13 protein-coding genes and 1 pseudogene are annotated in these 19,826 nt (G+C 66.7%); 7 read left to right on the top strand and 7 right to left on the bottom strand.

The window, feature by feature from the left end; genetic code table 11:
* Positions 1–20: 20 nt before the first annotated feature.
* Both QUE51_RS14825 and QUE51_RS14830 read left to right on the top strand, forming a co-directional pair.
* The gene (locus QUE51_RS14825; RefSeq protein ID WP_286277131.1) at positions 21–3,476 is read left to right on the top strand and encodes a tubulin-like doman-containing protein; all 3,456 of its coding nucleotides are present in this window, start codon (positions 21–23) and stop codon (positions 3,474–3,476) included.
* 19 nt (positions 3,477–3,495) lie between these two features.
* Positions 3,496–4,773, top strand: coding sequence for a hypothetical protein (locus QUE51_RS14830; RefSeq protein WP_286277132.1), 1,278 nt, complete (start codon positions 3,496–3,498; stop codon positions 4,771–4,773).
* Here QUE51_RS14830 and QUE51_RS14835 read toward each other — a convergent pair.
* Complete coding sequence (locus tag QUE51_RS14835; protein ID WP_286277133.1) at positions 4,751–5,287, bottom strand: hypothetical protein; 537 nt, start codon at positions 5,285–5,287, stop codon at positions 4,751–4,753. The genes QUE51_RS14830 and QUE51_RS14835 overlap by 23 nt on opposite strands.
* A 280-nt stretch (positions 5,288–5,567) precedes the next feature.
* On the opposite strand from QUE51_RS14835, the gene QUE51_RS14840 reads away from it, so the two are divergent.
* The 5 genes from QUE51_RS14840 (at position 5,568) to QUE51_RS14860 (ending at position 13,296) form a co-directional block, all read left to right on the top strand.
* Positions 5,568–8,804 (top strand): hypothetical protein, encoded by a 3,237-nt coding sequence (locus QUE51_RS14840; RefSeq protein ID WP_286277134.1) that lies wholly within the window; start codon positions 5,568–5,570, stop codon positions 8,802–8,804.
* Entirely contained in the window at positions 8,801–9,637 is an 837-nt protein-coding gene (locus QUE51_RS14845; RefSeq protein ID WP_286277135.1) for a hypothetical protein, read from the top strand. The genes QUE51_RS14840 and QUE51_RS14845 overlap by 4 nt, the downstream gene beginning before the upstream one ends.
* 191 nt (positions 9,638–9,828) lie before the next feature.
* Positions 9,829–10,242: a hypothetical protein gene (locus QUE51_RS14850; protein ID WP_286277136.1), complete on the top strand. Its 414-nt coding sequence runs from the start codon at positions 9,829–9,831 to the stop codon at positions 10,240–10,242.
* A gap of 100 nt (positions 10,243–10,342) precedes the next feature.
* Entirely contained in the window at positions 10,343–10,666 is a 324-nt protein-coding gene (locus tag QUE51_RS14855; RefSeq protein WP_286277137.1) for an AAA family ATPase, read from the top strand.
* Positions 10,667–10,752: 86 nt separating this feature from the next.
* Entirely contained in the window at positions 10,753–13,296 is a 2,544-nt protein-coding gene (locus QUE51_RS14860) for an SbcC/MukB-like Walker B domain-containing protein (protein ID WP_286277139.1), read from the top strand.
* Positions 13,297–13,356: 60 nt separating this feature from the next.
* On the opposite strand, the gene QUE51_RS14865 is transcribed toward QUE51_RS14860, so the two are convergent.
* The 6 genes and pseudogenes from QUE51_RS14865 to QUE51_RS14885 form a co-directional block, all read right to left on the bottom strand.
* Positions 13,357–15,510, bottom strand: a complete 2,154-nt coding sequence (locus QUE51_RS14865) for a GmrSD restriction endonuclease domain-containing protein (RefSeq protein WP_286277140.1) — start codon at positions 15,508–15,510, stop codon at positions 13,357–13,359.
* A gap of 198 nt (positions 15,511–15,708) precedes the next feature.
* The gene (locus QUE51_RS18270; RefSeq protein ID WP_350226673.1) at positions 15,709–15,963 is read right to left on the bottom strand and encodes an IclR family transcriptional regulator domain-containing protein; all 255 of its coding nucleotides are present in this window, start codon (positions 15,961–15,963) and stop codon (positions 15,709–15,711) included.
* A 20-nt stretch (positions 15,964–15,983) separates the two neighbouring features.
* A pseudogene (locus tag QUE51_RS18460) lies at positions 15,984–16,502 on the bottom strand (IclR family transcriptional regulator); the annotation flags it as partial.
* 46 nt (positions 16,503–16,548) lie between these two features.
* Positions 16,549–17,709, bottom strand: a complete 1,161-nt coding sequence (locus tag QUE51_RS14875) for a pyridoxal-phosphate-dependent aminotransferase family protein (protein ID WP_286277143.1) — start codon at positions 17,707–17,709, stop codon at positions 16,549–16,551.
* 26 nt (positions 17,710–17,735) lie between these two features.
* On the bottom strand, positions 17,736–18,665 hold the full coding sequence (locus tag QUE51_RS14880) for an ABC transporter permease (RefSeq protein ID WP_286277144.1): 930 nt from the start codon (positions 18,663–18,665) through the stop codon (positions 17,736–17,738).
* Positions 18,662–19,822, bottom strand: coding sequence for a putative B6 ABC transporter permease subunit 2 (locus QUE51_RS14885; RefSeq protein ID WP_286277145.1), 1,161 nt, complete (start codon positions 19,820–19,822; stop codon positions 18,662–18,664). Before QUE51_RS14885 ends, QUE51_RS14880 begins: the two co-directional genes overlap by 4 nt.
* Between the last annotated feature and the right edge of the window lie 4 nt (positions 19,823–19,826).

The raw sequence follows: 19,826 nt of genomic DNA on the forward strand, positions 1-19,826 counted from the left end.
TGAAAAAGGAACGAATCAATATGCCTATCGCCCCCACCCTGATCCTCGGTCTCGGCGGCACCGGATCGAAGATCGTCGCCCGTGTCGCCGACAAGGTGAAGGAGTCCGCCTCCTCACAGGAGAACCGGATCGCCTACGTCGTCTTCGATACGGATATCAACGAGCTCCGCGAGATTCGGGAGAAGAACCCCGGCGTCTTCACCGTGCAGACCTCGACGGTGAACACGGTCGGCGACTACCTGACGGTCAACACGAACGCCCGCGACAACTGGTTCCCAGTCAACGAGATGCTCAACCGGAAGACCCTCACCGAAGGTGCCGCGCAGGTCCGGGCGATCTCGCGGCTCGCGTTCGACACGACCCTGAAGAGCGGCAAGCTCGCCCCGCTGCGCGACGCGATCGACACGCTGTTCCGAGTGGATAAGGACAACCAGGAGCAGGCGCTCCGCGTCATCATCACCTCGTCGCTGGCCGGTGGGACGGGATCCGGTCTCATCCTCTCGGTGGCGATGTACCTCTCGAGCTACCTCAAGGCGAAGTTCCCGCACCTGCGCGCCATCACGCGCGGCTTCTTCCTGCAGCCGGATGTCTTCTACGACGTCATTCCCGGTGCCGACGAGCAGCAGAACCTCAAGGTGAACGCGTACGCCACGATCCGCGAGCTCGACGCTTTCCTCATGAAGGGCGACAACACCCTGCCTCCCCAGTACCGGAACCTCAAGTTCGAGTTCCCGACCATCGGCGGTGAGGGGGTCGAACCGGTGAACGCGATGCCGTACGACTTCTGCTTCCTCTTCGACGCCCAGGGCACCAGCGGCAGCCTGACTTCATTCGGCGACATCCTCGACCACGCTGCCACCTGCATCTACACCCAGTCCATCGGCCCGATGTCCAAGCGCTCGAACTCCTCGGAGGACAACACGCTCCGGGAAGTGATCAAGAACAACGGCCGCAATCGCTACGCCGGCGCCGGCGCATCGCGACTCGTCTACCCGCGCCGCCACGTCGAGAAGTACTTCGCCTACACCTGGCTGCGCACGGCGGTGAGCCGGGACTGGCTCAAGTTCGACGCCGCCTTCCAGGGCCAGCTCGCCGGCGTTCGCGACCAGCAGGACAAGGGCTTCAGCGTGCCAGACCTCCGACTGGAGAAGGTGTTCCCGCAGACGGTGGACACCAAGGCGGACGGGGAGAAGGACCCCTTCGCCCGGTCGATCAAGGACCAGGCGGTGCTGAAGGATCCGGAGGGCATCACCGAGATCGGCAAGAAGTGGGCCATGTACCTCAGCGGGCTCATGAGCTACCTCGAGACGCGCTCGAAGAACGACACCGACGATGCGCTCAAGGCCCAGCTGTCGGCGAATATCGCGGAGCTCAGCGGCAACGCCCCCGAGTACTACGAGCGCTACCTCGATCTGAAGAAGTACCACGACCTCGTCGAGCGGCACGCCCAGGAGAACGCGGCCATCACGGCCTATTCGCTCTTCGGCACCGACAGTCGCGGTGCGAACGACGGTCAGCCGTTCGCCCTGGAGACGTACCTGAAGAATCAGCGTGGCGACGGCTTCATCCACCCGGTCTCCGCCCGCTACTTCCTCTACAAGCTGCTCGACATGCTCGAGAAGCAAAAGGCCACCGTCGACATCGAGTTGAACGATCTGCAGGGCTACTTCCGCGACTTCGAGAAGCAGGCGTTCGACGACCCGTCGACCGACGAGATCGAAGGGCCCGAGTCTGTGCTTGCACGCAAGCAGGGCTTCGTCTCTCGGGTGACGAACCGGCAGGACGGCTGGCAGAAGGACCTGGCCGACAAGTTCGCCACCTACCTGAAGAAGGTCGGCGACCTCGGGAACGCTCAGGTCAATTCCGCCGTCCTCACCGACGCGATCGTCTACGTCAAGGGTCTCTCGGACGCCTTCGAGAAGCTCTTCGACAACCTTCGGCAGAACCTCGCGCGCCTCGGCAGCGACATCGACAAGCTCTACACCGCGTACAACGACACGAAGGGGTCGACGACCCGCTTTGTCTACGCCGACTCGAAGAGCCTCGACCACATCGGCAAGTCGGTGCTCTACAAGGGCGGCAGCGCCAATGCCGACTCCGACCTCTCGCAGGCGATCTTCGCCAAGGTGCGCGAGTACGCGGCGATCACCGACGAGAAGGACGAGAACTACTTTCAGGACCTCTACTCCGGGACGATCGTGCAGCATTTCGTGAAGAAGTTCCGGGAGCAGCAGGGCTCCACAACGCTGGACATCGACGTCATCGAAGCGCTCGAGCGCGAGTACCGCGCCCGCACCAAGAATGTCGAGGAGGCGAACATCCGCCACTACGTCGTCTCAGAGCTGAACGCGGTGAAGGCGCTCGCGGCGCCCTTCATCGAGTCTCCGCTCGGCGAGGATCGGCATCCCATCTTCGCGTGCGCGTTCAACCCCAGCATCAAGGGCGACGCAGGCTCGAAGCGGGAGGCGCTGATCAACGAGCACCTCTCGAACTACGGCGGTCAGCCGGACGACGAGATCCCGAGCCAGGAGATCCTCTTCTACAACGCGATCTATGGCATTCGCGCCCGCGACCTCTCGAAGTTCTCGCCGCCGCGCGTCAGCCAGACCGAGAATCTCGCCGCGGGCGAGTACTTCACGGCCTACTTCCGGCTCGTCAGCCAGATCCGCCCGTCCGTGGACGAGACGAAGGTGATCACGCCCCACATCGACCGCCGCTGGCACACCATCGCCGCCATGCCGGACCTCGATGAGGGCAACCAGTCGAACCAGCTCACCGAGATCCACCGAGCGCTCCTCAAGGGCCTGGTCCACGGCCACATCATCCGCGACAAGTCCATCGGCAGCGGGATGATTTACCGCTACAAGCCGCTGGTGGGCCCGGAGCAGGACTTCATCGTGTCGAACGGGACACCCTGCGACCAGTTCTACGAAGTGGTCGACTCGCTCACCATCGATCCCGTGGCGGTGTCTCGACTCAGAGAGGCGGTGGATCGCCGGATCCAGGCGACCCTCGCCGAGACCTCCGCGGTCGACTACCTGAGCAGTCCTTTCGGGACCGCCCTCGCACATGGAGTCGAGCTGACGGAACTGCGCCAGGTCGTCCCCTCCTTCCCGAGCGTCGGCGCGACGATCTTCGACATCGCCGCTTTCTGGGCGATCTCCGTACCGAAGGACCACTTCGAGGAGGAGTACCTCGCCGCCATGACGAGAGACTTCATCGCGCTCATTCAGGAGGAGGTGTTCCGGCTCGAGGACGGCGATCAGCGGTACACGGTGCTCGAGGAGGTTCTGCGCCAGCAGTTCCGGGAGTTCACGACTCACCTGTCGGCGTTCACCGAGAAGGGCGGGGCCTACTTCAACCGCAAGCTCCGTGTCATCATCGGCGCGCTGGGGGACCTGCTGATAGATCTGCCCCTTTCGGAGCTTCGCGCCGAAGTGTATGCCGTCGACAAGCAGCTGCTCGCGAGGGACTAGCCGGGAGCCTCACCGCATCATGTTCACCGTCATCCTGCTCCGAGGCAGGGCGAAACGGATCTTCGCGCAGGCGAGGACGCTGTTCGCGCCCTACGAAGAGGAGAAGCTCCTCGCCTTCGTCGACTGGAACGAGTCGGCGGGTGCGCGCACCATCGACGACGCGCTGCCCGGCATCCGCCCCGTCATCAAAGGCAAGAAGGAATGGCGGGTGATCGTCGTCGACAGCCCGAGCGAACAGGGCCCCGATGCCGGCCAGCCCGACAACCCGTTCGACTACCTCGACAACGAGGTCGGCGAAGCGGCGAGACTCAGTCTCGAGGAGTCGCCGTACCCTCTCGTCCGTCTCTCCCACATGTTGCTCGGCTACCCGCCGATCGGAGCGAAGGACTTCGAGGCGGTGTACTCGTATCGCGACCCGGATGACCTCGCCGGGAATCGCATCGAGCGGCGGGCCGCCGACCTCGCCGACGGGGGACCGGTGCCGCAGCCGTCGGAAGTGCGGCAGAAGCTTGCCGTCATGCACGACCTGAAGATCCACTACCGAGAGGTCGAGTACACCGCGGACGAGCGCGCGAAGCACGAGGCGCTCAATGCACGGTACGACTTCCGCGGAAACCGGCCGACAGAGGTGATCTTCGTCGCGACGCGTCGGCCGCCGGAGGCCGACCCACACGAGCAGTTGCGCGCGGCGTGGTCGGCGGACCTCCGCCGCGTCCCGTCGCAGTTCGTCGCGCGGAACGACTACCCCTCGGGCACCCGGTTCGCCGTCTACGACCTCGTCGATTCCGAGCACTCCGACTACGAGCAGAACCTGATGCGGTTCTGGCTCTCGGTCCTGAGCGTCTCCGTGAACGACCTCCCGTCCAGCTCGTTTCAGGCGGATCACGTGTACCGGTTGGACGTGGAAGTGGACGCGGCCTCCCTGGTCGAGACGATGAACAATCACCTCAGTCGGCTCGGCACCGTGCGCAACCGCATCGATGGCGTGTTCCGGAGCCCCGGCCGACGACCGACGGCCGACATCGCGACCCTGCTCGTCGATCAGGAAGTGCCGGTCGACTTCGACCACCTGGGAGGAGTCGATCACCGCTCCCACGGGTCGCTATTCCCTGGCCACCGACGTGCCGTCCAGCGAGTCGGCGCGTTGGTGGGCCGACTACGTCCAGGTCATGAAGCAGACCGAGGCGCTGCTGCGGAAACCACGGCGGGTCCTGGCGGCAGCGGTCTACGACGCCCGGCTGAAGGCCCGGCTCCTGCCGGACGGCGATGTCGAACTAACCCGGTACGAGCGGGATGACCTCGAGGATGATCTTGCACGGCAGGTGGCCGCGCTGGCAGCGCCGGCCACGGCCGATCTGCTCGATCGGAAGGCGGTCCGCCGGATGATCGACGGACACCACCGGGAGATCCGGCAGACCATCGAGAAGCGGCTGCACGCGACGACGATCGGCGTCGCCACGGGAGTCGTGGTCCTCACCTGGGTCCTCGGGCTCCTGCCGTACATCGTCCTGTCCGGAGTCACGCACGGACCGGCAGCCCTCGGCGACGCAGCGCTCGTGGCACTGTTGAGCCTCGTGGTGCTCCTCGCCGGGGGAGTGGCAGCCCTCGCCCGGCAACGAGGCCGGCTTGTCGCGAAGATCGAAAACCTCAACCGCGATCTCAAGTCCATCCGTGCCCGAGTGCACGGCGGTGCGGCAGTCTTCGGCAAGTACCTGACGGATCTTTCGACCTACATGCGCGCGCGTGCGCTGCTCCTCGGCTCCGTCGTCAAGGAGGACGAGGACCGGGCCCGACTCCAGGAGCTCGAGCAACTGAGGGTTCGCCTCACACGGGCGATGGAGTTCGAGCGGGGCCTCATCACCTCGCTCGGCGCCACACCGGTCGTGCAGAAGGTCGAAGGCGACATCACCACGTTCGATCTCGGAAACCGCCCTCGCATGCGGCGTCTTCTGCAGCTGCCGACGCCGGTCGGCCTCATGGTGCCGTTCAACTCCTCGGGCGAACAGGTCCGGGCGCCCTACGACTTCGTCGCGCGCGTCGTCGTCCGACGCGTGCCCTCTTCGAGCACGCCATCCAACGCGAGGCCGGCGCGTGAGCCTTCTCGATTTCGCCGGGCACCTCCTCGCCTCGGTGCCGATCCTGCTTGCGCTGCTCGCGCTCCGCCTCGGCAATCAGAAGAAGGCCGAGCGCGTCCGACAGTTCCCGATGCCCGTCCTCGCAGTCCTGTACGCCATCATCGCGATGGTCGTGCTGTACCGGGTGAACGCCTGGCTGGGTGGGTGGCTCGCGTGGCTCATGCGGCTGATCCCAGTGGTGCGGGACTGGTACTCCTCGGTCTGGCTCTACTTCCTCGAGAATCTTCTGGTTCTCGTCGTCTTCCTCGTGCTCAAGCTACTCCTGAAGCCGATCCTCGCCGGCCTTTCCCGCGGATCCGCCTTCCGCGGGCACCAGGCGGTTGAGGGCGTCTACGAATGGGACTCCGACTACGAGCTGTGGTTCGTCCGGCCTTCCACCGCGAACCTGCGAGGGCTGTTCCGGGGATTCCTCGCGGCAGGGCTCGTCATCACTGTCGGCTATACGGCTCTCATCACCTCCGCCCCGCAGTGGCCGGGAGCTCTTGCTATCGCCTATCCGGCGCTGATCACACTCGTTCTGGGCGAGATCGTCTGGTTCCTCTCGGGGGTCACCAAGGACGAATACGTGACCGACATCCTCGGCGAGGACGACGAGGCGACCCGAGTCGCGAACTACGGGCTGCTGCGTCAGGTCCTCGACCGCACCTTCGGCGATAGGGTGCTGGCCGAGGAGCTGAGCCTCTCGACACTGGACGCCACGCGGTCCCGCTCCCGGATCGACCGCCTCGTCGATGAGCAGGCGGGCGAACTGGAGACGCTCGCGGGCGCCTACTTCCAGCGACTCCGCGCCGACGGCGACGAGCTCGACATCAACCTGCTGGACGCCTCGGTCAGGCTGCTGCGCAAGCAGAGCGTCGTCATCGCGAATCCGTTTCATGGCGACCTGACGCCGTATCTGGCGTTCCCGGCGCACTACCACCTGCTGCAGCACCGGAAGGTCCTGATCGTCGCGGGACGCGAGGCGGCGACCGCCGAGTATCGCGACTGGATCGCGGCGGGGCTCGAGTCGGTCACCGGAATCGGGGACCTCTGGTCGGTGCAGGTGCTCGGCACCACGCCACGCGACGACCTCGACGTCGGTGTGCTGCGCTTCGCTGACTTGCACAACATGGATCTGCTTCGAGAGCACGACGCCTTCCTCGGGCAGGTCGAGTACGTCATACTCGCCGAGCCCTCCCGGCTGCTCGCCACCGGTCAACTCGGACTCGGACTCGTCCTGCAGCGGGTCGGGCGCCGTGGCGAGGTCGTCTACGCGGCTTTCGATCGCAACCATGACGGTCTGGTCGACGCGCTGAGCCACCTGCTCAAGGTCGAGCTCGCCGACGTCGTCGCCTCGGCGCTGCCCACCGGCGCCACGAGCGAGATGGTGTGGCAGGCCGAGGGGCCCAGCATGCACACCGCGATCCTCCCCGCGATCACAAGATATCTAGGCCTCGGCACCGAGCTCGCGGCGGTCGCGCTCAAGTACCAGGTCGAGCGCGTGTCGTGGGTCGGCGGCGATCGCTTCCCGGTCCGCGACATGACTTGGCTCGCCGGACAGTACTACGGGCCCATCACCGCATTCGCAGAGCTCGATCTGACGCAGTCGGCGCTCGGAGAGGCTCTCGTGCCGGTCGCGAGCCCGTGGAGCGTCGAGCGCGCACCTCGACAGTTCCTCGTCGTCGAGGACGAGATCAACAACGTCTTCGAATCGCTGCGGCTGTATGCGACGCGCGCCCGCACCGAGGGGTTCGTGAACCTCATCGCCGGCGACTATCTGCTGCGCGACTACATGATCGCCAACCGCGAGATCTTCGCGGCCGACCCCAAGGCGATCCCGTCGATCGTGCCCGACTTCGCCCGCACCGAGCGCAACGGCGTCCTGCGACTGCTGCTGACGATGCTCGCCTTCGACGTCAACGAGTTCGAGCTGACGAAGCAGCTGCAGCTGCTCGGGGTGACGGTTTCGAATGACGTGGCGACGGACGACGGGAATCCCGACTCCGCGACGGGGGAGGGAATGCTCGTCGACCTCTTCAAGGAGCTGGTCCTCAAGCACACCGGCGTGAGCGACATCCGGATCCTCGCCGAACGCGAAGCGGCCGACGGCGAAGGGACCCTCCCGCGATTCCGGGTAGAACCGTCGAAGGACCTCGACGGCGTCCTGCAGCATCTTCGCGCCGCGTACTTCTTCGTCGAGGACGAGCGGGAGGACTCCTCGTACATCGGCGCGCTGCTCTACGGGCACGTGTATCAGGCGATGCTGCCGGGCCAGTTCCTCACGCACGGCGGCAAGTACTACGAGGTACAGGCGATCGGCAACGCCCACCATCGCGACGGCGTTGTGCTCCGTCGCGCCGCCGACCACATCCGGGACCGGCGGGTGTACAAGCAGATTCGCACGTTCACGCTCCGCGACTTGGAGGCCAATCCGATTTCCGGCGCCCGATTCACAGTGGACCGAATCGAGGCACAGCCCCATGCGGAAGGGCGTCTGAACGAGAGCCGGATCGAGTTGCTGCGGTCGTTCGCGACGATCTCGGTGTCCACTGTGGGATACCTCGAGATGCCGAGCAGGTCGGCCCTCGCTGAGGCGCATCGGATCGGGGTCGACGACGTGCCGACCCGGGAGTACCGGCACAAGGAAGTCCTGGAGATTCGCCTGCCGGAGGTCGACGCCTCCACGCGGCGGACGATCGTTGTGGTCCTCAACGAGCTCTTCGTCTCCGTCTTCCCGAACGCGCATGAGTACGTCACCGCGCTCACCGCGGATCAGGGCGATGAGGCCGGCGACCTTCTCGACGATCTGGTCGTCGACGGTCGTCCCGACTCGATCTTCATTGTCGAGGACAGCCTGGTCGACCTCGGCCTCGTCGTGGCCGTCGAGCGCAACTGGCGCCGGCTCCTGGAGATCGTCACCGACTACCTGCTGTGGCGCGAGACCCCGGTTCCGCCGGAGCCGCAACCCGAGCCGCTGGCGAAGGCCGAACCCGACTTCCCCGAAGTGCCGAAGACGAAGCGCGGAGCCGTCGCCAGCGTCCTCCGCGCCTTGGGCGGAGGGATCGCCGCCCTCTCAGGTCTCGTCGCCCGCCTCCTGGGCCTCCGTCGTCCCAACGCCTATGAGCCCCACCAGCAGCCGGCGGAACCGGCCGAGCCTCCGGCCGCGCTCGCCGTGGCGTCCGTCTCCACGTCGAGCAAGGAGTCCAACGCATGACCGCGAGGATCGACCCGAAGCGCTATCTGCAGTTGGGCGGCGTGGCCCCCGCTCACTCCTTCAACGGCAGCACGACGCTCGCCTACCTCCAGTCGAAGGGCTTCGGCGACAACTACCTGGAGCAATCCCGGGTCGCCGTGGGGCGCGGGGCGGGACAGGACTTCGTGTTCGAGCCGGGCACGGCGAACTACTGCGACTTCTGTGCACGTCCCCTCATGGGCGGCGAGTTCGATCTGCTGCAGGACGGCCGGGAGCGCTGCGTCACGTGCTCCAGGACAGCCGTCACCACGCACGAGGAGTTCGTTCTCCTGTACCAGGAGGTCCGACGTAATCTCGAGGTCATCTTCGAGATCCAGTTCAACGTCGGGATCACCGTGCGCATGGAGAACGCGAAGACGATCGCCCGACGCACCAACGAAAGGTTCGAGCCGACCGCAGGCTTCGATCCCCGAGTGCTCGGCTTCGGATCGAAGACCGCCAATGGCTACGAGCTGTACATCGAGAACGGGTCCCCGAAGCTCCCGAGCATCCAGACGATGGCGCATGAGCTCACGCACATCTGGCAGTTCCGGAATTGGGACGAGTCGGCGATCCATGCGAAGTACGGCGCTAGGAACCATCTCTTCATCTACGAGGGAATGGCCTCCTGGGCGATGATCCAGTATCTGTACTCCACCAAGGAGACCGACTTCGCGAGCCGCGAAGCCGCACACACGAGAGCGCGCCAGGACGAGTACGGGGCGGGGTTCCGGCTCTTCGAGGAGCGCTACCCGATTCGAGTCGACGGACGTGTCTTGCGGGAGACCCCGTTCAAGCACAAACTTCCGCTCTGAACGGACCCACCGGCAAACTGCTCGGTTGGCGCGCTTGAACGCCCTCCGGGCGAGGTCGTGGGAGTTGAACCGGACCGCTCGTCGCTTGCACCGAACTGGCTCGTCCTCCACAGGCGAGATGCGAGCTGAGCTGTCCACCTTTTGTAAGCGACAATTCTGACCAAGGCGAAGCATCGGCGACTCTCGTGCCCATGTCGAATCTCACCGCCGAAGACCTCAGCAACATCCCCCTGATCGACGCAGCCGACATTCAGTGGCGCGTACGCGATCTCATAGGGCGGGCAATTACCCGCAAGATCTGGCTTCTTCTGCTCGACGCAGAACGCCGGCAGCTCCCGGTGTTCCTACCCATCGATGGTCTCCCGACACATGCGCCACCCGGAGAGTCGATGGGGCCGTTCCTGCGAGCGGTCTGCCAGGAGCCGACGCGGGAAGTTGTGTGCGTCCTGGAACGACCGGGCGGATACGGTCTAACCCCCGCCGATCGTGGATGGCTGCAGCTCTTCGCCTCCGGCGTGACCGAGGCGGGTTTGGGCTTGGCGGGAATGGTTCTCAGCCAAACGCACGGCACGCGATGGCTGCCGGCGGAGGAGTGGGGGTCCTGAAGGAATCTGACCTACCTACTCACCTTTCCCGCCGATCCCCGCCAGCCGAAGAGCGGCGATCCTTCCGGGCACTGTCGGTAGCCGCGCTTACCGTCGAAGGGTGAAGATCCGCCGCCTCCGCCTCGCCGGCTTTGGCCCCTACAAGGACGAGCAGCGCGTCGACTTCGACGAGTTCGACCGCGACGGCATCTTCCTCATCTCGGGCCGAACCGGCGCCGGCAAGTCGAGCATCCTCGACGCGATCTGCTTCGCCCTCTACAGCGGCATCCCGCGCTACGACGGGCGGGACGCGCAAATCCGCAGCCACCACTGCGACATCGACGATCCGTCCTTCGTCGAGCTCGAGTTCAGTCTGCGTGGCGAGGACTACCGCATCTGGCGCACCCCTGAGTATCTGCGTCCCGCCAAGCGCGGGGAGGGCTGACCCCTGCGAAGCCCGAGGCCCGACTCGAGATCCGCGAGGGCGCCGACTGGCGCGGGCTCGCCGCGTCGCCGCGCGAGGTGGGTCTCGTGCTCGGCGAGATCCTGCCGATCAAGGAGGACCAGTTCCTCCAGGTGATCCTGCTGGCCCAGAACCGCTTCCAGAAGTTCCTCCTAGCCAAGACCGACGAGCGCCGCGCGGTTCTCCGCACGCTCTTCGGCACGGCGCGGTTCGAGAAGCTCGAGACGTCACTCCTCGAGCGACGCAAGCAGCTCGACGCCGAGGTCGCGACCACCCGCCAGACCATCGCGATGCATGCGGCCACGGTGGCCGAGCAGGCGGAGCTCGACGAGGCGATCGTGCCTGATCTCGACTGGTTCCTGGCGGCCCGGGATGCGCTGGGGGAGCGGCTCGTCGTCACCGGCGCGACCGTCGACGTCGCCAACGCGGAGGCCGAGGCTGCGGAGATCAGGTGGCGGGCCATTCAGCAGCTGCTCGGGAAGCAGACTCGTCTGCGGACAGCCCGGGAAGGGCTGCTCGCCCTCGAAAAGGCGGCGCCGGCGATCGAAGCAGAGCGGAAGTTCATCGAGGCCGCTGCGCGCGCCGAGCTCGTCGTCCCCTTCTTGGACGCGCGCGCGGCCGCTGCGAAGGCTCTCACCAAGGCCAGGGAAGCGGAGCAGGCCGCGGGCGAGAGCTGGGCACCCTTCGCTGCTCAGCACAACGGTGATGTGGACCTGCCCGAGCTGATCGACACGCTCACTGCGGCGGTTGGCGCCCTTGACGCGGCGGTCGCCGAGGAGCAACGGCTGCCCGAGCTGCGGCGGGACGTAGAGCGGCTGACTGCCGCGGCGGCCACCCGGGCGGCGACGATCTCGGCGCGCGTCGCTCGCATCGCCACCATCCCGTCGGTCCTCGACGTCCTCGATGACAAGCTCGGCGCCGCCTCGGTCCTCGCCGGTACGGCCGCAGACCGCCGCAAGGAGCTCGATCGCGCCGAGGACGCCCTGTATGCAGCCCGCCTCGCTGAGAAGCTCGAGAACGAGTTGGCCACCGCCTCCGAGGCCGAGCGCGCGGCGAGCAAGGAGAACCTGGCCGCCGCGCTCGCCTACGACGATCTGGTGAACCGCCGGCACGCCGACATCGCTTCGGAGCTCGCCGCTGCGCTCAAGCCCGGCGAGGCCTGCAAGGTGTGCGGGTCGGTCGAGCACCCGTCGCCCGCACCGCAGGTCGCGGATCCCGTCACACCCGCAACCGTAGAGAAGGCCAAGGCCACCATGGCCGCCCGACAGCGGGACCTAGAGGCGGCAGGAGCTCGAGTGAGCGACGCCTCCGCCCGCCTGGCCGAGGCGCGCGGCAAGGCGGGGGAGCGCTCCGTCGAGGAGGCCCTCGGCCAGCGCGACGCGGCGCGGAAGGCGGTCGATGCCGCCGAGCAAGCCGAGCACGAGCGCGCGATGCTCGCCGCCGAGAAGGCCCAAGTCCGCGCCGGGCTCGACACCGAAAGTGCCGCGCTTGAGGCGGACCGCACCGAGCAGCGGGCGATCGCGGCGCAGGTCACTGAGGCGACCGTCAAGCGCGATGAGGCGACGGAGCGCGTTCGGGTGCACCGGGGCGATCACGACAGCGTCGGTGCGCGTGCGGCTGCACTCAGAGCGGAGCGTGACGCCGCCCGCGAGCTGCATGAGTCCCGAGAGGCTCGGTCCCAGCGGGCTGAGGCGCTGGAATCGGCAGTCGCCGCTCTCGCCGAACGCCTTGCCGAGCACGAGTTCGACTCCGAGGACGCCGTCACAGCGGCCCGCCTGCCCAAGGCCGAGGTCGAGGGGAAGCGCGCCCTCATCCGCCAGCATGAAGGCGAGCTGGCGGCGGCGCGGTCCGTGCTCGCGGACGATGAGCTCGCGGACCTCCCGGCGGAGCCCGTCGATCTCGCGCCGGTCCAGGAGGCGCTCGTGCGGGCACGTCAGGCGCGTGACACGGCTCTCGCAACGCACGCCGAACTCAAGGCGCGCGCTCGGGTGGTCCGCGCAAAAGTGGTCGAAGCCGAGGACCTCTTGAGCCGGTCTGCCCGACTGCTCGAGGAGTACGAGCAGGTCCGTGCCCTCGCCGCCGCGGTGCACGGCGAAGAGCCCAACACCAAGCGCATGCGGCTCGAGACGTTCGTGCTTGCGGCGCAGCTCGAGCAGATTATCGCCGCGGCGAACCTGCGCCTGCGCACCATGACCGACGGCCGCTACACGCTCCTGCTCGACGACGAGCGGCAGTACCGGAACGCCGAGGCGGGCCTCGGCCTCACCGTCCTGGACGAGCACACCGGGATGCCCCGCCAGACGGCGTCACTGTCCGGGGGCGAAATGTTCCTCGCCTCGCTCTCCCTCGCGCTCGGCCTCGCCGAGGTGGTGTCGCAGCAGGCTGGCGGCATCCGCCTCGACACCCTCTTCGTGGATGAGGGCTTCGGCTCGCTGGACGGAGAGACGCTCGAGGTCGCCATGCGCGCCCTCGACAGTCTGCGCGCCGGCGGCCGGACGATCGGGCTCATCAGCCACGTCGACTCCATGAAGGAGCAGATCCCCGCGAAGCTGGCGATCACGGTCATGAACACGGGGGAGAGCGCGATCGAGTCGAGCTATGCGCTGGTGTAAGGCGACCAGGAAGCTCTGATCCGGTCGTAACGGGAATCGGTGCGGGAGCCGACGCCGGCGCTACTCGCCCTCCACCACGAGGTCGGCCTCATCCTCGTCAAGGCTTTGGAGATACTCGTCCCTGAGCGTCGACATCGACCTGTCCGTGTCAGGACCGACGAGCCAGAACCACCAGCCGGGTTCAGATTGCGACCCACTGACGGCCCGCGCGGCTGCGCTCAAGGTGCTGTATGGAGTGTCGTTGACGAAGACTCGGCCATCCTCACTGACTGCACAGGTGCGCCCAGCGAGAGCGCGCGGGCGGGCGAACAACGTCTGTCCTGGCGGAACCAGCCCGGCTCGAACGAGGTCTGCCACCTCAACGCGATGAGAGGCACGCTCGACGGCTCCTGCGACCTTTCCGGTGTGGCCGACCGGTACCTCCCACGTCTTGAGAATGTCCGATATGAGGTTCTCGGTTCGCTGGCGAATACGGGCCTCATCCCACCCGTCTGCACCGCGGTCGACTACTTCACGCGTCAGCAGGATGGAGGTGAGACCGTTGAGCAGTGTCCGCTTGCCGTGCTCGCCATGCCAGGGGCCGTTACTGACTTTGCTATTGAGGCTCTGGGTGACCAGGGTCAGGTTTCCCAGGGTCTGGACCAGTGCGTCTCGGGCCTCTGGATCTGCCCCTTGCGGGTCTGCTGGCCAGTTGGTCCTCCACTCTTGGGGCATGATGTGCTCGATTGTGCAGGTGCCCCGCACCACTGGCTGCTCGTGCAGAGGCTTTCCATTTGCCCAGCCCCGCTTGTAGTCCTCGACAGCCTCGAGGACCATGCGCAGCCTCCCCCGGCGCAGGCGCCAATAGGCGGGCATGGAAGTCAGTTCCCGTCGCACCTCTGCGTCCCCGGGCCAATAGGCCGTCGGGCTGTCCTGCCGCCCCAGGAATGCCTCCACCGCGTCACCCACCAGGGCGCGCTCGCGTGAGTTCACGTGCGTGAGGAGATCGATGAAGAACCGGTTGTAGCCCTTGGTGCTGGCCCTCACGAGGACTCTCCGCACCATCCAGCTCTCTAAGGCGGCCAGCGCCTTATCCGATTGGGCGCGCGGCACAGCCGGCAGTTCTGGGTCTAAGAGCCATAGAAGGAAGGGCTTCACCAGCTCGGACTCCAGAGTGGAAGTCCGGTACACGAACATCTCGACTCGGGACAGAGGCCCGGATCGTGCCGCGGCCCGCTCAAGCAAGTTGCGGTACAGGTCGGCGGAAGCTTGAACCGACGGCAACAGCTCGCGCATGCCGTCGCTCCTCTCGGAAATATACCGCTTAAACGCGGAGAACACCTCCCGAGCCGGGACGTCCCTGAAGGTCTTCGAGATGAGCCACTGATTGAGGAACAGGGAACTTCGACTGTAGAGAACCCGACCCGCCGAGACCTCCGTCTCCCAGAAGGGTGTCTCGAACTCAGCCCAATACCGCTGGTATGCCAACTCGATATCGTCGGCTCCGGCTTCCAACCGCTGGAACACGAGGTTCTTGATGAGATCGGCCGGCGTCAGCGGCGTTCCGCGTGCGTTGAGCGTTTCGAAGATTTCTTGAGCGTCCTCGTCGTACAGCAGGTCGATTGAGACGAGCAGAAGTTGCGAGGAGAGGATCTCCACCAGGGCGGCCGCGCGAGGCCCTATTTCTCCTTCAGTCAACCAGGCTGACGCCGAGGTCGAGAAGAACTCGTGAGCCCGGGCCATCCGACTCGATCGATGTTTCAGCGTCGAGTAATCGACGGGCACGCCGGCCGACATGACTTCGTTGAAGGCCGGACGGTCCCGGTTGGTCGGCCATACCTTGAAGCGATCAGCTTCCGCAGTGGTGAAATGCGCAGGGTTCTCGACCAAGTCCTGCAGCTGGCGCGCAAGAGAGTCGAGCTGTCGCATCTCAAGCTGCGCGTGAACGGCGTCCAAGAGCAACTGCAAGGTGGTCAGCCGCTGCTGACCGTCGATGACAGTCCGAACAGCCAAGCTCCCGACCTGAACAGCTTGCTGCTGGAGGACGACCGCGCCGAGGAAGTGCGGCGCCACGGGCTCACCGCGCAATCGCCGTTCCGCGAGCCGCATGACATCGCTCCAGAGCGGCGCCCACTGCGCGTCCTCCGACCAGACGTACGGCCGCTGAAACAGCGGCACCAGCAGACGTTGGGGGAGAAAGAAAATATCGCGAGGCGTGCGGACGAGGGTAAGCATCCCCGGAATCCTCGCACCCACCAGCGTCCGGAAGAGGAGCAACTCGCGCGGCTTTCTCCTCGGTCGGGCCCACCTTGCGATATTTTTGGAGGGCTACTCGTCCGTCGAGCCGCGAATGGGGCGTCCGGGAGAAGCTGCCCGCCGACCAACCAGCGGTGGGCCCACTGCCCGCACGAACCTACGCGTGATAACCGACCCCTACTGCCCCTGCAGCAGCTCCTCGAACTCGGCAGCGCCAGCCCGCACCGCTTCACCGATCTGCTTCCGGTGCTCCTCCGTCAGCCGATACGCGGGCGCAACAACGGTGAGCGCACCCACCAGCGCCCCATACGACCGCACCGCGGCAGCCGCCGCCCACACGCCCGCATCCACCTCCGCGTTCGACTCCGCGTACCCGCTCCCGTGGATCTCCCCGAGATCGGCCTCGAGCTTCGAGCGGGCCGCCTTCGCCATCGGGGGCGGAGGCCGTCGAGGTACTGGTCGCGCTTCGGGTCGCTGAACTCGGACAGCAGGATCTTCGACGCAGCGCCGAGGTGCAACGGCATGAGGTGGCCCGGCTGGAACGAGATCGAGATCTGGTGGTCGCTTTCCGCGATCGCGAGGGCCACTGCCGCGTCGTTGACCCGGCGCAGGTAGAGGGCCGTCTCGCCGGTCTTCTCGCGCATGCGGGCGAGCACCGGCTGCGCGAGCGTCCGGTAGTCGAGGGAGGCCTCCGCGGAACGCGCGAGCTGGAGAACGCGGGGGCTCAGCACGAACGTGCCCTTGCTGCGCTCCTCGATGAGGTTCATCTCGCGCAGCAGCGACAGGTAGCGGTAGGCGCTCGGCACCGAGATGTCGAAGCTCTCGAGCACGTTGTCGATGGTGAGCTCGGGGCGGTTCTCGGTGAACTGCAGCAGGATCTGCAGCACCCGCCGAGCACTGTCCACGCCCTTGGTGCGCTGCCCGAGCGCGGGGACGGGCTCGTCTCCGAGCGATGCATTCATGGCGTTCATATAGCTCGCTTTCGAGCCTAGACCAGGCTTCGAAAGCCGCGCCCCCTCACGCCCGCTGAGCACCGAGCACCTCGAGCGCGGCTTCGAGGCCGGCACCGACGTCGAGCTTCATGCCGAGGTCGGAGAGGGTGCGGCCGAGGGCCGCGAGGCCCACGATCGAGTGGAAGCCGCCCGCGGTCGAGCCCATGTGGGAGAGGCGGATCAGGTTGCCGGCGCCCTGGCCGTGGGAGAACATCACGCCGTACTTCGAGCGCGCGAGGTCGCGGACGGCCGCGTTGTCGACGTCGTCGGGGAGGCGGATCGAGGTCACGCACGCGGACATGATGTCTTCGCGGACGGCCCAGAACTCGAGGCCCATCGCACGGGCGCCCGCCTTAGTGAGCTCGCGCGCGTCGACGTGGCGCTGGATGACGTTGTCGATGCCCTCGGCGAGGGCCTGGTCGAGCGCCGCCTCGAGGCCGTTGATGTCCTGGACGGAGGGCGTGTAGGGGAAGCGGCCGTCGCCGAGCCACTTCTCCTTCCAGTCGATCAGGGAGAGGTAGGAGTCGCGCGGCGCAGCCGGGTTGGCGTACATCTTGTCCCACGCGCGCTGGCTCACCGAGACGAGGGAGAGGCCGGGGGCTCCGCCGAGGCACTTCTGCGGGCCGGTCACGCAGAGGTCGAGGCCCCAGTCGTCCGTGCGGTGCTCCATGCCAAGCACGCCCGAGACGGTGTCGACGTAGGTGAGGATGCCGCGGTCGCGGCAGATCGGGCCGATGCGGGACACGTCGCTGACGGTGCCGGACGGGGTCTCCGATGCAACGAGGCACACCATCTCGATGCCGGGGTGCGCGTCGAGGTACTCCTCGACCATCTCGGGCGTGACGGCGTCGTCGTAGCCGACCTCGAGCTCGGCGACGTCGGCGCCGAAGTCCTTCAGCCAGTAGCCGGTGCCCTTGCCGAAGATGCCCTGCACGAGGTTCAGCACCTTCATGCCGGGGGTGACGAGCGACTTGAGGGCGCCCTCGAGGGCGAGGATCGCCTCGCCCTGCATGATGATGACGTCGTTCTTGGTCTGGAAGATCTGCGCGGTCTTGTCCTGCACGCGGCGGAACGTGTCCTTGAAGTCCTCGTCGTAGTGGTACTGGATCGGCTTCGCGAGGCCGGCAAGGGTCGCGGCGGAGACCTCGACGGGGCCGGCGGACAGCGTGAACTCGAGCTTGTTCATGGGTCGGTCCTTCCTGGCGGCGCGCGTCAGCGCGCGCCGCGGGTGTACGGGCTGCCGAGGGCCGGCGGGACGATCGAGCTGCGGGCGAAGAGGATGAGCGTCACCATCACGACGATGAACGGCAGCATCTGGAAGACGTCCGCGGGGACGCTGACGCCGATCAGCTGCAACGGGTTCTTGATCGCGACGGCGATGCCGTAGAGCAGCGACGTGATGACGATCCAGGTCACCTTGCCGCGGGACAGCATCGTGATGACGATCGCGACGAACCCGAGGCCACCGGTCATGAACGCGGTGAACGTGCCGGTGGTGAGGATCGACAGGAAGGCTCCGCCTGCGCCGACGAAGGCGCCGTTGAGCAGGACGGCCGAGCTCCGGGTGCGGAGGACGTTGCCGCCGGCCGCATCCAGCGAGGACGGCTTCTGCCCGGCGGCCCGGATGGACAGGCCCCAGTTCGTCCTCGAGAGCAGGAACGCGATGGCGACCATGGCGATCAGCAGCACCCAGAAGATCCCGGACTGCCGGAAGAGCGACGGGCCGACGACCGGCAGGTCGGACAGGCCCGGGATGGCCCAGGAGCTGCCGGGCACGCTCTGCGGGTGCTTCGAGTAGTTCTGGAGGTATAGGACGCTCGTCAGGCCCTCGCCCATGATCGTGATCGCGAGGCCGATGACGATCTGGTTGAGCCCGAGCCAGACGTTGAGGACGAGCAGCAGGAGGTTGGCGACGACCCCGCCGGCGATGCCGCCGAGCATGCCGATCCACGGACTCCCGCTCGAGATGGCGGCGACATAGCCGCTGTAGGCGCCGACGAGCATGACGCCCTCGATGCCCAGGTTGAGCACGCCGGACTGCTCGCCGATCGTCTCGCCGATCGCCGCGAGGATCAGCGGCATCGTCTGCACGATGATCGCGGTGAGGAAGGCGGCGAGGACGCTCGCCGACAGGAGGCTCATGTCGTGACCTTTCCGGGCGTGCTCGTCGTGGTCGTGGTCGGAGAGCTGGAGGTCGTCACCTTGTCGGGAGCGGGCGTGGTGACCTTCACCGGCGCGGCGGCGCGCGGACCGAAGAGGGCCATCACCGACTGCTTCATGCCCGCCGGGAGGTAGCCCTGCCCCAGCCGGCGCTTCTCGCCGACGAACTCGGTGATCGTCATGAACACGAGGATCAGGCCGACGACGACGAGCAGGAAGTCGGAGTTGAGCCCGACGCTGCGGGCCGCGTTGATGCCGCCGTTCGCGAAGACCGAGTAGAAGGCGACGAGGGGGATAGCGGCCAGGGGGCTCAGCCGGGCGAGGAACACGAAGGGCATCACCGCGTCGCCGTAGCCGGGGTTCCAGTTCGCCCGCTGGTAGGTGACGTTGCCGAGCACGTCGATGGAGCCGGCAAGGGCGATGAGAGCGCCGGAGGTGCAGAAGAGCAGGATGATCATCCAGCTCCGGCTGATGCCCACGTGCTGCGCGGCCTTCGGGCTCGCCCCGAAGACGTCGAGCCGGACCCCGAACGAGGTGCGGCTGACGATGAACTGCGCGACCAGCGCCAGCACGATCGCCACCACGAAGCCGATGTGGACGCGCGTTCCGTCGATGAAGGGGAGCAGGTTCTCGCGGGCGATGGTCGCGGTCTGCGGGGCGGTCACGCGGGGGTTCGGGTCGTGCACGGGCCCCTTGATGAGGAGGTTCACGACGCCGATGGCGATGAACGACATGACGAGGGAGGTGATGATCTCGTTGGTGCCGAAGCGGGCCTTGAGCACGGCGGGGACGACTGACCAGAGCGCGCCGACGAGGAGCGAGCCGAGGATGATGATCGCGGTGACGAGCCAGCCGGGCAGGACGGGGAAGAGGTTCGGGCCGAGGCCGGAGGCGACGACCGAGCCGAGCAGGAAGGTTCCGTTGTAGCCGAGGTTCCACAGCTGCCCCCGGAAGGCGACGATCAGCCCGAGGGCGATGATCATGAGCGGCGCCATGAGGCGGAGGCTGTCCTGCCAGTTGTTGCCGGTGAGCCCGTACTTCCAGACCCCGGCGTAGAAGTCGAGCGGGTTGCTGCCCATCACGACGATGATCAGGCCGGCGACCACGAGCGCCAGGACAACCGGGAGGATGGAGCGCACCAGG

The organism is Naasia aerilata (assembly GCF_030296595.1).
GTDB classification, from domain to species: domain Bacteria; phylum Actinomycetota; class Actinomycetes; order Actinomycetales; family Microbacteriaceae; genus Naasia; species Naasia aerilata.

Bases quoted from the DNA above. Each gene is read 5' to 3' on its own strand.
- QUE51_RS14845 (WP_286277135.1), top strand. From the start codon at position 8,801: ATGACCGCGAGGATCGACCCGAAGCGCTATCTGCAGTTGGGCGGCGTG.
- QUE51_RS14850 (WP_286277136.1), top strand. From the start codon at position 9,829: ATGTCGAATCTCACCGCCGAAGACCTCAGCAACATCCCCCTGATCGAC.
- QUE51_RS14825 (WP_286277131.1), top strand. From the start codon at position 21: ATGCCTATCGCCCCCACCCTGATCCTCGGTCTCGGCGGCACCGGATCG.
- QUE51_RS14830 (WP_286277132.1), top strand. From the start codon at position 3,496: ATGTTCACCGTCATCCTGCTCCGAGGCAGGGCGAAACGGATCTTCGCG.
- QUE51_RS14865 (WP_286277140.1), bottom strand. From the start codon at position 15,510: ATGCTTACCCTCGTCCGCACGCCTCGCGATATTTTCTTTCTCCCCCAA.
- QUE51_RS18270 (WP_350226673.1), bottom strand. From the start codon at position 15,963: ATGGCGAAGGCGGCCCGCTCGAAGCTCGAGGCCGATCTCGGGGAGATC.
- QUE51_RS14880 (WP_286277144.1), bottom strand. From the start codon at position 18,665: ATGAGCCTCCTGTCGGCGAGCGTCCTCGCCGCCTTCCTCACCGCGATC.
- QUE51_RS14875 (WP_286277143.1), bottom strand. From the start codon at position 17,709: ATGAACAAGCTCGAGTTCACGCTGTCCGCCGGCCCCGTCGAGGTCTCC.